The sequence below is a fragment of the Terriglobus tenax genome (genome assembly GCF_025685395.1).
GTDB lineage: Bacteria > Acidobacteriota > Terriglobia > Terriglobales > Acidobacteriaceae > Terriglobus > Terriglobus tenax.
In genome coordinates, this window is record NZ_JAGSYA010000004.1 from 2,062,450 (window position 1) to 2,075,444 (window position 12,995).

Annotated in this window: 10 protein-coding genes; 5 read left to right on the forward strand and 5 right to left on the reverse strand. The window is 60.1% G+C overall.

Annotated features, from left to right (window positions below):
* Nucleotides 1–258: 258 nt before the first annotated feature.
* On the reverse strand, nt 259–2,508 hold the full coding sequence (locus OHL13_RS14080; protein WP_263410761.1) for a glycoside hydrolase family 31 protein: 2,250 nt from the start codon (nt 2,506–2,508) through the stop codon (nt 259–261).
* A 106-nt stretch (nt 2,509–2,614) separates the two neighbouring features.
* Entirely contained in the window at nt 2,615–2,971 is a 357-nt protein-coding gene (locus OHL13_RS14085; RefSeq protein ID WP_263410762.1) for a hypothetical protein, read from the reverse strand.
* Between the two features lie 320 nt (nt 2,972–3,291).
* On the opposite strand from OHL13_RS14085, the gene OHL13_RS14090 reads away from it, so the two are divergent.
* On the forward strand, nt 3,292–4,860 hold the full coding sequence (locus OHL13_RS14090) for an EAL domain-containing protein (RefSeq protein WP_263410763.1): 1,569 nt from the start codon (nt 3,292–3,294) through the stop codon (nt 4,858–4,860).
* On the opposite strand, the gene OHL13_RS14095 is transcribed toward OHL13_RS14090, so the two are convergent.
* Entirely contained in the window at nt 4,857–5,696 is an 840-nt protein-coding gene (locus OHL13_RS14095) for a glycoside hydrolase domain-containing protein (protein ID WP_263410764.1), read from the reverse strand. The genes OHL13_RS14090 and OHL13_RS14095 overlap by 4 nt on opposite strands.
* Before the next feature lie 23 nt (nt 5,697–5,719).
* Here OHL13_RS14095 and OHL13_RS14100 point away from each other — a divergent pair, with 23 nt between their 5' ends.
* The gene (locus OHL13_RS14100; RefSeq protein ID WP_263410765.1) at nt 5,720–6,253 is read left to right on the forward strand and encodes a YfiT family bacillithiol transferase; all 534 of its coding nucleotides are present in this window, start codon (nt 5,720–5,722) and stop codon (nt 6,251–6,253) included.
* A 117-nt stretch (nt 6,254–6,370) separates the two neighbouring features.
* Here OHL13_RS14100 and OHL13_RS14105 read toward each other — a convergent pair whose 3' ends face one another.
* Nucleotides 6,371–7,366: a hypothetical protein gene (locus OHL13_RS14105; RefSeq protein WP_263410766.1), complete on the reverse strand. Its 996-nt coding sequence runs from the start codon at nt 7,364–7,366 to the stop codon at nt 6,371–6,373.
* Nucleotides 7,367–7,462: 96 nt separating this feature from the next.
* On the opposite strand from OHL13_RS14105, the gene OHL13_RS14110 reads away from it, so the two are divergent.
* From OHL13_RS14110 to OHL13_RS14120, 3 genes are all read left to right on the forward strand, one after another.
* Nucleotides 7,463–7,804, forward strand: coding sequence for a hypothetical protein (locus OHL13_RS14110; RefSeq protein WP_263410767.1), 342 nt, complete (start codon nt 7,463–7,465; stop codon nt 7,802–7,804).
* A 92-nt stretch (nt 7,805–7,896) separates the two neighbouring features.
* On the forward strand, nt 7,897–10,485 hold the full coding sequence (locus OHL13_RS14115) for a TonB-dependent receptor (RefSeq protein ID WP_263410768.1): 2,589 nt from the start codon (nt 7,897–7,899) through the stop codon (nt 10,483–10,485).
* Nucleotides 10,486–10,657: 172 nt separating this feature from the next.
* A complete protein-coding gene (locus OHL13_RS14120) occupies nt 10,658–12,310 on the forward strand; it encodes a CTP synthase (protein ID WP_263410769.1) in 1,653 nt (550 codons plus the stop codon).
* A 106-nt stretch (nt 12,311–12,416) separates the two neighbouring features.
* Here the strand turns inward: OHL13_RS14120 and OHL13_RS14125 are convergent, their stop codons facing one another.
* Complete coding sequence (locus tag OHL13_RS14125) at nt 12,417–12,899, reverse strand: Rid family hydrolase (RefSeq protein ID WP_263410770.1); 483 nt, start codon at nt 12,897–12,899, stop codon at nt 12,417–12,419.
* Between the last annotated feature and the right edge of the window lie 96 nt (nt 12,900–12,995).

Consider the following 12,995-nt stretch of genomic DNA (forward strand, 5'->3'; position numbering starts at 1 on the left):
CGAAGTAGCGGTTGAAACCGCCTGGGCCACAGCTCCTCTTACCGCGAAGGGTGAGGGCATAGTTTGGGCGCAGAATCCCAGCGAACCACAGAATACCACATCCTTATAGACGCTCCGGAGTGCCATTTGGACTCATTTGCCCCCTCCCTACCCGGTTGAGGATGCTAAAGCGCCCGCCTGCGTGGCCTGGAGAAGATAGCCCCGCCCACGAAGGGTGGCAGACGGGGCCGTGTCCGGAGAAAAACCAGTGCAAAGGGGCTATTTCCACTCGATGCTGGACTCGTCCGCGTGGCTGAATTCCACGTAAGGACCGGCAGAGTCTGTCATCAGCTTCGCCGAAGTCCCATTGACGGTGACGGACCGCACACGGCCGAACTTCCAGCGGATCGTGATCTTTGCCGCCTTACCCTTGATCTTCAGCGAATCGGCGTCGCGGGTCACCGTGCGGCCCTCAAAGTCCTCGATCGTTTTGGCCGGGCCGGAGAAGCCGGAGATCAGCTCATAGACGCGGCGGTCGTCCAGCGTCTTCACGGTCTTGCTGCCGGACTCCCCGGACGGCACCAGCGTCATGACATCCTCAGGGATCTTCGCGATCACCGCGCCGGCACGGACGTAGAGCGGCAGCACATCCATGGAAGCCTCCACCACGATGGTCTTGCCGCCGGCGGCCTGCCCGCCGGTCCAGTAGTTCACCCAGTCGCCCGCAGGCAGGTAGACCGGCCGCTGCGTGCCTTCGTTGAGAACGGGGGCGACCAGGAAATCGTCGCCGAACAGAAATTCGTCTTTCGACTCACGGGCCTGCTTGTCGTCCTGGTAGTGCAGCACCAGGGCACGCATCAGCGGCATGCCGGTTTTGCTGGCCTGCTGCGCGGCGGCATAGCGATACGGAAACAGGCTCATGTGCAGCACGGCGTACTTGCGATAGTTGCGCAGAGCTTCGTCACCGTAGCTCCACGGGCCACGGTTCTTGGTGTTCAACACCTCCATGGCGGGCGAAAAGGCGGCCACCTGTGTCCAGCGCATGAAGTTCACAGGATCAGGCTCCGCCCCACCGAAGTATCCGCCGAGGTCGGCGGTCCACATGGCCATACCGCTCATACCAGCGCCCAGACCTGCGGTCACCACGGTCGGCAGGCCGTCTTCCGGCGAGAAGCTGCCCTCGTTGTCGCCGCCCCACAGCATGGCGATGTTGTGGTTTCCCACCGTGGCGGAACGTGCGAACAGAACGCCGTTGCCTTTCAGGTCTTTCTGAATCAGCTCTTCCATCGCGTTGTTGTAGAGCACCGCGAACTTATTCCGCATCAGCCGCTGGTCGGTGCCGTCTGCAAACTTGACCGGGCCAATGAAGTTGCCTTCGGCGTCATCGTCCTTGAAGCCGTCGGCCCCCAGCTTGATGACCTTGCGAATCTGGTCCTGCCACCACTGCTTCGCCGCCGGGTTGGTGAAATCGATGATCGAGCCTTTGCCCTTCCACCATTCGCCCACGTAAGGCGAGCCGTCTTCGTTCTTCACGAAGTAGCCGCCTGCCGCAGCCTCCTTGTAGTTGGAGCTTTCGACATCTACCTTGTCGGCAAAGCCCGGCTCGCCAGGAGTCTTTGTCTGGCTGTTGATCCACGGCGTGTGCCACAGCACCAGCTTGAAGCCCTCCTCATGCACATGCTTGATGGTGCCGGTAATGTCAGAAAACTGCTTCGGGTTGAACTCGTAGCTGTTATAGCCCGTGGCCCAGGGCGAGTCGACCAGCTCCACGCTTGCGGGCAGGCCAAGGATGCGCGTCTTGTCGACGTCCTCGCGCACATCGGCATCGTTGCGATGGTAGTCACGGCCGATCCATGGAGCGAAGGCCCAGTAGGGCGGCAGCATGGGGCGTCCCACCGTGGCGGTGAAGCGGTCAAGGATCTTCGGGAACTCCGGTCCGGTAAAGAGGACGATACGCAGCCGCTCGGCGGGGACAGAGACATTCACTTCGTAGCGATCGGCGGCGTTCATGTCGAAGACAGCCTCGGCGGTGGTGTCCACCCACAGGCCGTAACCGGTAGTCGAAAGATAGAACGGGATGGGCTTATAGGTGCCCGCACCCTTGGAATAGGCATTGTCCTGCGACAGGTTGCGGATGACCTCGTGGGAGTGGTTCAGCGTGTTGTAGTGCTCGCCCAGGCCGAAGTATCCGGCGGCGCCATCGTGCACCTGGAACTCCCAGTCCCCGACGGCATAGGCCAGCGAGGTGATCTCGTAGATGCCTTCACCAAGCTGCTTCAGGTGAAGCTTCGACACGGCAACCGGTGAGCCTTCGAAGCTGAAGTCATGCAGCACCAGGTCCTTGATCTCAATGGCTGTCGGTCCAGGCCGAAGGCCGGGAAGCGTGAGCGCAATCGAATCTGTGCCGCGGCGGTCAAAGCCCTCTACCGGAGGATCGCCCACACGCTGCGGATCGGCGGGGCGCTGGGTTTGTGCAAAGGCTGCGGCAGAAAGAAGAACGACGGGCAGAAGTCGGCGCAGTACGGTCACGCGAAGTCACTCCATGGTTGCTGGTTAAACAGAACGGCCTGCGGCGTATCTCAGCGGCGCAGGCCATTCTATATGCTTCGGGACACGAATTATTTAAGACGCAGGCTTACCGTCCGTAGAAACCATTGCGGGGACCGTTGGTGATGTGGTCCCAGCCGACGCGGTAGCCGCGCTGGAAGCCGCTGCGATAGGCGTTCATATCGCGGCGCGCTACAGGAGGCCGACGATACTCATCGCGGTTGTTCGGCGTGGGGCGGCGATGGTTCTCAAAGTCTTTCTGCGCGCCGTAGATGCCATCGCGGAAGCCCTGCTGCTCAATGGCGCGGAACTCACGCGGAGGAGCATCCCAACCGTATCCCGGCGGCGGAGGAGGCGGCGGCCCCTGTGCAATGGCGTTCGCGGTAAAAGTGCCTGCCAACATCACAGCCGCGAGAGAAAATCCTGCAAGTCGTTTGCTGATCATTTTGTTTCCTCCGCCCTCTCTTACTTCCCGGGCATTTGTGAATACCCGTGTTCAGACGCAGAGTTGCGAACGAATGGTTGGTTTCATTTCCGTAATACACGGCTGGATGCCCGCAGTAAAATTCCGCATCCGCAAAGGCAAAATACGCATCGGCAACCAGCGAAATCCAATTTGGGAATAGGACATGCGGCATTTTTCATGGCCGTACTTTGCGAAGAGGTGACATACTTCTGTCGCGGATTCCCGTCTAGTTTGCGCTGTTGTGTACCGTTGGCCCCGAAGCCATCGTTTGTGATTCTCTGCTGTTCTTGGAAGACACCTTGCCAGGTAAAGTTCATCCTTTCGTTCGATCGACCCTTCTGCTGTTGCTGACCGGAGCCGCCGGTGCGGCCATTGCCCTGCTGACCGCGCGATGGCTGGTTTTGGACGCCTCCCGCTCCCGCTTGTCCGCCTATGCGAATGAGCTGATCCGGTTTGATGAAACGCTCGCGGTCAACATCACCGGCAGCCTGGCTGCAGTGAATGAGTCCACGCTACCGGCCTGCAGCGAGCCGGAGCTGATGCAGATGCGCAGGCTGTTGTTCCGTTCCGATTTTCTGAAAGATATCGGACGTTTGCAGAACCAGAACAACCTGGTCTGCTCCGCGGTGGGCGGCGTGTTGCCGCACCCCGTTCCGTTTGGAACCCCCGACCTGACCACCGATGGCGGACGCAAAATTTTCTACAACCATCCGTTGCCCGCCGTGGAAGGCTACAAGGCGCAGACCATTCAGAACGGCGATGCGTTTGTTGTTGTGAATCCGAATGTCTTCACCAACTTCAACCGTCCGCCGCTGTACTATGCCGGTTACATTCGCAGCATCCGCACGCAGAAGCGTTTGTATACCTATACGAACTTTCCCGCGCAGGGCCATCCCGACTACGTCCCTGTCGGCAAGTACCTGAACCGTAAAGGGACTCTCTACTACTCCGCCTGTTCCAACGTGAGGCCGGACTGTGTTGTGGTGGGCATTGCCGATGCAGACGTGCTGCAACCCAATAATCGCGATCTACTGTTTGCCGCCGTGGAAGGAGCGCTGGCCGGAAGCCTGTTCTGCATTGCCACCCTGATACTGCGCCGCAAATGGGGATCGATGGCATGGCGTCTGCAGCGCGCCATCCTTAAAGGCGATCTCCGGGTTGTCTACCAGCCGATCATCGACCTCTCCTCCGGCCGGATTGTGGCTGCGGAGGCTCTGTCTCGCTGGGCTGACCAGGACGGATGCGAGGTAAGCCCCGACCACTTCGTTGCGCTTGCGGAAGAACGCGGCTTCATCCACGAACTAACATGCCACGTCCTCAGACGTACCATCGACGATCTTCCTTCCGCGCTGCGCGTGGCACCCTCCTTCCGCATCTCCGTCAACCTGTCGGCACATGACCTGAGCGACGCACAGTTTGCCGCCACCGTGGATGACCTGTTGCGAAAGAGCGGAATCGCCACACACCATCTGAGCTTTGAGCTGACAGAACGCTCCAAAGCCTGCCCGCAGAGCCTGTCTGCGGCAATCCGCGAACTGCGGCGCCGTGGACACATGATCTACATTGACGACTTCGGCACCGGCTACTCCAGCCTGGCCTATCTGAAAGACCTGACTGTCGATGTCGTGAAGGTCGACCGCGTTTTTACGCAAACAATCGCGAACGGCTCCATTATGGCCAGTATCGTTCCGCAGATTCTTTCCATGGCCGAGAGTCTTGGGCTGGCTGTGGTAGTGGAAGGGATCGAAACACAGGAGCAGATGGATTACCTGGGCAGCGTCTCCGGCAGGCTGATGGGACAAGGGTATCTTCTAGGCATGCCGATGCCTTTGGACGATCTTGTGGAGAGGCTCAAACAGCAGAACTAGCGGCCGTGTGAGGGATCGCTGCTGTTGCTGGCGTTCAGATCAATGTGCAGGCCGGGCATCTCCGCAGCATAGCAGTTGCCATCGCGCGCGTAGGTTTTTGCGCAGCTTGCGGTAATCTCAGGCCGTCGCGGCGACTGCGCAAACTGCCACACGGTCGCGTTCATGGTGCCGCTGTCGGCCATCTTCGGGGCCGTGGTGGAAACACATCCAGGCGCGGGACCGCAGGCATCCTGCGCCACCCACAACGTGACTTCGTGCAGGTGAAGCTTCTTTACCCAGGCGGTGATGTCATCCGCCGTGGTGATGTGCACTCCTCCACCTTCGTCGACTGGCTGGCCGCTGCAATATACCCCGGGCGTGTAGCCAGCGGCGGCGACTGCTTCCGTCCACGCCAGTGTGTACGCGCGCTGCTCTTCCAGCAGGCGGCCACCTTCTTCCAGGTCAAGAAAGAGGACGGCTCCCGCGGGAAAGCCCTCGCGCTTTGCGGCAGCCACCGCAGCGACTGCTTCGCCCTTGCCAAGCATCTGTGGTGTAACACCGCGCTTTGCATTGGCTTTAATCTGCGCATCCAGCTTGCCGTTCCACAGGATCAGAAATCCATAGCCCATGGCTCGGATGCTCTCGCGCTTCCCTGCCCAGGTGTTCTTCGTCGCGCCGGGAGGATTGTTCAGCCAGTAGCCGGTAAAGGCGAAGCGCGACTTTGCGGCATGCATGGCGGCATCACCGGGGTAGTCGTTGCGGTCAAAGCCAAGCTGCGTCTGTGCGTGCGCCAGTGTTCCGGCACCCATCGTCAGCGCCAATAGAAGCCATCGAAAGTTCCGCGAAGTCAGACGCACATACTCATGCTACCTTCAAGCGCATGAGCTCAGCCATTGATCCTTGTTATCCCATCGGAAAGCTTTCGCTTCCTGCAACCATCACGCCGGAACTTCGTAAGGAAGCCATAGCCGACATTGCCACGATGGCCGCGAAACTGAGCGCCGCACTGGAAGGGATGACCGAGGCCGAGCTTGACTCGCCTTACCGCGAAGGCGGATGGACCGTACGCCAACTTGTGCACCACATTGCCGACTCGCATATGAACGCCTTCACGCGGCTGAAACTGGCGCTGACGGAAGAGACGCCGGTGATCCGCCCGTATGACGAGAAGGGATGGGCTCTGACCGCGGATGCCAAATTCGACGTAGCGCTTAGCCTGGAGTTGATCAAACCGCTGCACACGCGCTGGGCCATGCTGCTGGAGTCGCTGGAGGAAGCGCAGTGGAAGCGCCTGCTGCAACACCCGGAGAAGCAGGTTCCGTGGACGATCGAGATGCTGACGCTGATCTACGGCTGGCACTCGCGGCACCATGTTGCGCATATCGTTGCTGCGAAAAAAATTGTTGGTTCTTAGTTGCCAGTTGTTAGTTAAAGGCAAAAGGCCGTGGTCCGGAAAGCAACCCCCCACCACGACCTTTGCTTGTCGCAATGTTTTTACTCATAACTAAGAACCAACAACTCACAACGGTCTTCACTGGACCGGCTTGCGGATGCCCAGCGTGGCGCGCTTACGCTCCTGCGGCTTGATGACTTCGCGGTTCTCCGGTGCGTTAGGGTGAACGCCGAAGTCCCATACGCCGAGGTTGATCTCTTTCTCCGAGAGAATCTCCATCAGCGCGTATTCGCCAAACTCCAATGGTTCCTTTGGTGTCAGCTTCATCCAGTGGCCGCCGGGCAGCATTTCGACGGCGGTGGGAATCACATCTTCCTGCCGCTTCGTGGTGCCGACCATCGAGATGTTGAAGCTGGAGACCACGCGGACATCGCGGCGGACATCGCAGCGCACGATGACGTAGGTACTCTTGTCCGATCCGCCAGTGGGCGCCTGCTTCTGGTCAGCGCCATGCGTGTTGACTTCAAAGGCGTTTGAGGGCGGCTCGGTGTCATCGTCGCCAACGCGGATGTAGAGCGGCGCGTCCGGCACGTGCAGTTGAATGGGAGAGCGCTGCCCCTTGAGCTGCACCACCTGGTGCGAGGTCGACAGCGGATTGATGGCAGCCTTCAGAATGTTGTGCGCGGTCTGCTTGTTCAGCTCGCCGGAGGACTGCGCCAGCGAGACCAGCTCCGGCGTTCCCTGGAAGGTATCCATCACCAGAACGGAGGTATCTTCCGGCAGCCGCAGGTTCGGCGCGACCTCCGGTGTGCGGGCGCGCAGGTCAGCCTCTTCCTTTTCCAATTCGGGATCGAGTTGCACCGTACTTGGTGCATCCTTCGCGCCGGGAGCGTGATCCTTCTGATATTTTTCGGTCGCGACCCAGTCGATCAGGCTGGACGGGATCTCCTCCTGCGCGGCGCCGCGTTCGGCCGAGAGATAGATCACATTCGGGCCGGAAATACGATATTTTGTGACGACCTGGTAGCTGCCGTCTTTCAGAATGAGGCGTGTGCGCTGGGGCCCGTTATAAGGTTGTTGGGCGGGTAGAAGGGTTGTTCCAAGCAGAACAACCGGCAGAAAAAAACGCGACATTTTCGTTCCTGGTAGCGTCTTGAACATAAGCAGCCAAACGATTAGACGCATTCGTGTGCGCTTTCGCAACTGTGTTACGGTCAAATGAAGATGGGCATGATGCAACAGATCACCACCGGCGAGCGGCGCACATGGATGCGCTGGGTAGCCGTGCTGTGCATGCTGCTGATCATGGTGGCCAGCACGGTTGAGCTGTGCCATACCCATCCGGATGCGGTGAAACCCCTGCAGAAACAGGGACAGACCGCCCCGACCGACCACTGCCCGTTGTGCGTCGCCATGCACTCCGCCCTGCCCACTGCCCTGCAGGTGGCGCCGGAGCCGGTGATGATGGTGGGCACGGTGCAGGGTCCGGCGATAGATACGCGCCGCCGTCTTCTGTGGGCGCATGGTCTTGCCAGCAGACCTCCTCCTTTCGCGAACCTGATCGCTCTGTAAGGCAAGGGTCTCGCTGTATCTTCTGCTGTCCGTAAGAAGAGGCGCGTCCTTGCATGACGAGTCTTCCTCACCTACAGATCAGGAGTATCCCCATGAAGAAGCTTTTTCTGCTCGTGCTGAGCGGAATTGTTCTGCTTGCCTCGTACGCTTACGCCCAGGGAACCGCCGGCAGCATCAGCGGCGTTGTGACCGATTCCACCGGGGCCGTGATTCCCAATGCCATCGTGACCATCACCAATCCGGTGAGCGGCCATGAACAAACCACGACGACCGGCAACGACGGCCGTTACACCGTCAGCAACCTTCCCTTTGGCCGTTACCATGTCTCCGCCGGTTCCACCGGCTTTCAACCTTCCACGGGAGATGTCGTCGTCAAATCGGCGGCAGCTCTTCCGCTCGACTTCAAGCTCGGCGTCTCGGCAGGCAACACCGTCGTCACGGTGGAGTCGGACGCCGAAGATCTGCTGAGCAAAGATCCGGTAGCTGCGACCCAGGTGGACCGCAGCCTGTATGAAAAGCTCCCCACAGAGAGCACCGCGGCCCCGCTTTCCTCCCTGATCACTCTCAGCACCCCCGGCATTGCGTCGGACTCGAACGGCCTGTTCCACCCGATGGGAGAGCATGCCGATACCAGCTACTCGATTGATGGCCAGCCGGTCAGCGACCAGCAGAGCCGCGTCTTCGGCAACCAGATGTCGGTCAACGCCATTCAGTCCATCAACGTGATTGAAGGCATTGCCCCGGCCGAATATGGCGACAAAGCCAGCCTGGTGGTGCAGACCACCACCCGCTCCGGCCTGGGCCAGAAGAAGCCGACCGGAACCCTGGGCGCCAGCTACGGCACCTTCGGTTCGGCCACACTGAACTTTGCCCTGGGCGTCGGCGGCGACCACTTCGGCAACTTCTTCAGCCTGGACGGCGTGAACAGCGGCCGCTACCTGGATACGCCGGAGTTCAACCCGGTCCACGCGCACGGCAACAACCAGAACTTCTTTGACCGCTTTGACTACAAGCCCGACGACCGGAACACCCTCCAGCTGAACCTTTCGGCCTCGCGCTCCTGGTTCCAGAACCCGAACCAGTATGACCAGCAGGCCGCCGGGCAGGACCAGAAGGGCAAGATTCTGAGCTACAACCTCTCCCCCAGTTGGACGCACGTGGTCAATGATCACACCCTGTTCAGCGTGAATCCGTACCTGCGCCAGGACAACTTCCACTACTACCCTTCGGCCAATCCTTTCAACGACACCCCGGCAACCCTGTCGCAGAGCCGCCGCCTGCAGAACGCCGGCATCAAGGCCGATTTTTCCTGGACCAAGGGCACGAACACGCTGAAGGTGGGCGGCAACTTCTACCACACCTTCCTGCATGAAGGCTTCTCGCTGGGTATTACCGACCCCGGCTACAACGCGGTCTGCTTTGATGCGAACGGCGATGTGGTGACCGACCCGACCATCACCTCCACCGCGCAGTGCGCCGGCAACGGTTATACCGTGAACGACGCGTTTATCCCCGGCGCGGTGGCCTATGACCTGACCCGTGGCGGATCGCTCTACCGCTTCAACGGCAAAACCGATATCAAACAGGAAGCCCTGTACGTGCAGGATGCCTACAACTGGAAGGGCGTACAGCTGCAGCTTGGCGTGCGCGCCGACAACTACAACGGCCTGAGCCGCCGCAGCATGGTGCAGCCGCGCCTGGGCATGAGCTATACCGTTCCCAAGTCAAACACGGTTCTGCGCGCTGGTTACGGCAAGCTGTTCCTGACTCCCTATAACGAAAATCTGATCGTCTCCAGCTCCACCGGCATTGGCGGCCTGCAGGGAGCTTCCGCCGCTGTACCGCTGAAGCCGGCGGCGCGCGACCAGTACAACGTGGGCTTTGAGCAGGGCTTCGGCAAGCTGGTGGTGGTCAGCGGCGAGTACTTCTGGAAGTACACCGATCGCGACTTCGACTTCGGCGTTCTGTTCAACACCCCCCTGGCCTTCCCCATCCAGTGGCGCAAGTCGAAGATTGACGGCTTTGGTATCAAGATCAATGTTCCGCAGCAGCATGGCGTCTCAGCCTACTCGGTGCTGGGCCACACGCGCTCGCGCTTCTTTGGGCCGGAGACCGGAGGTGTTCTGTTCAACGACCCCAGCGTGACCGATGCCACCGTCTTCCGCATTGACCACGACCAGGCCTTCCAGCAGACCACGCACCTGCAGTGGCAGCCGAAAAAGAACGGTCCCTGGGGCGGTTTCACCTGGCGCTACGAAAGCGGCCTGGTGGCTGGAAGCGCTCCGTTTGCCACGGATACCACAACGCCGGTGGACCTGACCGGCCTGACGGCCGACCAGCAGCAGCAGATTGCCCTGAGCTGCGGCGGCGTCAAGGCGACCCTCAACGCTCCGCTGACCAGCTGCGCTCCTAATCAGCTCCAGTCGCCGCTGCTGTCCATCCCGGCTCCGGGAACGGAAGATGACGACCGCAACCCGCCCCGCATCGCTCCACGCACCATGTTCGATGCAGGTCTGGGCTGGGACAACCTTTTCCATAAGGACCGAATCAAAACGAATATCAGCCTGACTGTTGTGAATCTGACAAACAAGTATGCGCTGTACAACTTCTTGTCGACGTTCAGCGGAACGCACTTTGTTTCGCCACGAACGGTCAACGGGCAGGTGTCGTTCAACTTCTAATACAGCCCTCCCCCGGTTTTTATAACGGTTGAACGGCACCCCGGAAGCCCTGGTTCCCCGCCAGGGCTTTTCCACGTCTGGAGAGTCCTTTTTTCCTCAAAACCGCTGCGGTATACTTGATCGTGCACCCCTGCGGAGCCAATCCTGAACAATTGAATATACGGAGGCCGAGATGTCTGCAAAGTACATCTTTGTAACAGGCGGAGTTGTGTCTTCTTTAGGTAAAGGCCTTTCGGCGGCCTCCATCGGCAGCCTGCTGGAGGCTCGCGGTCTGCGGGTCAACCTGATGAAGTTTGACCCCTATCTGAATGTCGATCCCGGCACCATGTCCCCCTTCCAGCACGGCGAGGTCTTTGTGACCGACGACGGCGCGGAGACCGACCTGGACCTGGGTCACTACGAGCGCTTTACCCACGCGCGCCTTTCGCGCGACAACAACCTGACCAGCGGACGGATTTACGAGCAGGTGATCACCAAGGAGCGCCGCGGCGACTACCTGGGCAAAACCGTGCAGGTGATTCCGCACGTCACCAACGAGATCAAGGCCGCCATGCGCAAGGTTGCGGCGGACTGCGATATCGCCATTGTCGAGATTGGCGGAACCGTCGGCGACATCGAATCGCTGCCCTTCCTGGAAGCCATCCGCCAGATGCGCCAGGATCTTGGCCGCGACAACACCTGCTTTGTCCACGTGACACTGGTTCCGTGGATCGCCGCGGCGCAGGAGCTGAAGACCAAGCCCACGCAGCACTCGGTTAAAGAGATGCTGTCGATCGGCATTCAGCCCGACGTGCTGCTGTGCCGCGCCGAGCGCAACCTGCCCAAGGACATGCGGTCAAAGATTGCGCTGTTCTGCAACGTGGAAGAAGCGGCCGTTATCGCCGCCCGCGACGTGGACACGATCTACGAACTGCCCCTCGCACTGGCTGCGGAGAAGGCCGACGAGCTGATCCTGAAGTACCTGCGCGTTGAAACCAAGCCGGCGGATATGTCCAAGTGGGAGGACCTGGTGCATCGCGCCTACCATCCCAAGGACGAAGTCCACATCGGCATTGTGGGCAAGTACGTGGAGTATGAAGACAGCTACAAGTCTTTGAAGGAAGCGCTGATTCACGGCGCCCTGCACCACAACCTGAAGCTGCGCGTTACCTGGATCGAGGCCGAAGGCCTGGAGACGGCGGACGACAGCTATCGCACTCAGCTGCATGGCTTTGACGGCATCCTGGTACCGGGCGGCTTCGGCAAGCGCGGTATTGAAGGCATGCTCAATGCCATCCGTTACGCGCGCGAGGAAAAGGTGCCGTACTTCGGTATCTGCCTGGGCATGCAGACTGCCTGCATTGAGTACGCACGCAATGTCTGCGGCCTGACGGGCGCGAACTCGGGTGAGTTCGATCCTTCCACGCCGCACCGCATCATCTACAAGCTGCGCGAGCTGATTGGCGTGGAAGAGATGGGCGGCACCATGCGCCTGGGCGCGTGGACCTGCGTGATGGAGCCCGATTCGCTGGCAGCCAAGGCCTACGGCGCAACCGAGATCAGCGAGCGCCATCGCCACCGCTACGAGTTCAACCGCGAATATGAGGCGGTGCTGACCGGCGGCGGACTGCGCCTGACCGGCACAACGCCGGACGCCACGTACGTTGAGATCGTGGAGATCCCGACGCATCCGTTCTTCATCGGCGTGCAGTTCCACCCGGAGTTCAAGTCGAAGCCGCTGGAGCCGCATCCCATCTTCCGCGACTTTGTTGCTGCGAGCTACAAGAACCGCGGCAAGAAGGCGGCTCCGCTGACCGAGGGCCACGCAACGGCGCTGGCGGAGTAACTTCACCGCATCGCATCTCTTAAAACGCGCTTCTTGTCCCTGACGAGAAGCGCGTTTTGCATCTGCGATACGGATCTGCCGGACGAACCACAACCTCCATTGCAATCTACTTCGAACGCACAGCCACCAGGTCGATTTCCACCAGAGCGCCACGCGATGCGGCTGGAAGAACCACCTGCAGTGTTGTGCGTGCAGGCTTGTGCGGTTGTTCTTTCGTGCCGAAGAACTGTCGGTATCCAGTCGTCATTCCGGCGGTGTCGGCCTTGCCATCTCTCGCAGGATCGCCGCCGAGAAACACGCGCACCATCGCCACGTCTCCCAGGGTCAGTTTCTGCGTCGCAAGGAACGCTTGCAGGTCTTTCAGGACACCCACCGTCTGGGACGCGGTATCGGTGTGCGTCTTCATATCCGGGTCGAGCCACCCGCTCACAAACAACATATTGCCTGCCCACACGGCTCCAGAGACTGGAATATCCGCATTCGTGGGGTTTTGGCTTGCAGGGAGTGGAAGCTGTTTTAGTTTTTGCGCTGAAACCGTCAGAGAGCCGATCAGCACAACCGCCAATAGGGAAAGAGGCTTGGTCGTCATGCGGTTAAAACTATTCCTGCTTGCGGACTTCCGGCATCAAGATTCGTAGTGTTCGGATGACAGTCAATAAACAAACGGGCTGAGGGAAAATCTCCC

Bases quoted from the DNA above. Each gene is read 5' to 3' on its own strand.
- OHL13_RS14100 (WP_263410765.1), top strand. From the start codon at position 5,720: ATGAGCTCAGCCATTGATCCTTGTTATCCCATCGGAAAGCTTTCGCTT.
- OHL13_RS14120 (WP_263410769.1), top strand. From the start codon at position 10,658: ATGTCTGCAAAGTACATCTTTGTAACAGGCGGAGTTGTGTCTTCTTTA.
- OHL13_RS14125 (WP_263410770.1), bottom strand. From the start codon at position 12,899: ATGACGACCAAGCCTCTTTCCCTATTGGCGGTTGTGCTGATCGGCTCT.
- OHL13_RS14115 (WP_263410768.1), top strand. From the start codon at position 7,897: ATGAAGAAGCTTTTTCTGCTCGTGCTGAGCGGAATTGTTCTGCTTGCC.
- OHL13_RS14110 (WP_263410767.1), top strand. From the start codon at position 7,463: ATGATGCAACAGATCACCACCGGCGAGCGGCGCACATGGATGCGCTGG.
- OHL13_RS14105 (WP_263410766.1), bottom strand. From the start codon at position 7,366: ATGTCGCGTTTTTTTCTGCCGGTTGTTCTGCTTGGAACAACCCTTCTA.
- OHL13_RS14085 (WP_263410762.1), bottom strand. From the start codon at position 2,971: ATGATCAGCAAACGACTTGCAGGATTTTCTCTCGCGGCTGTGATGTTG.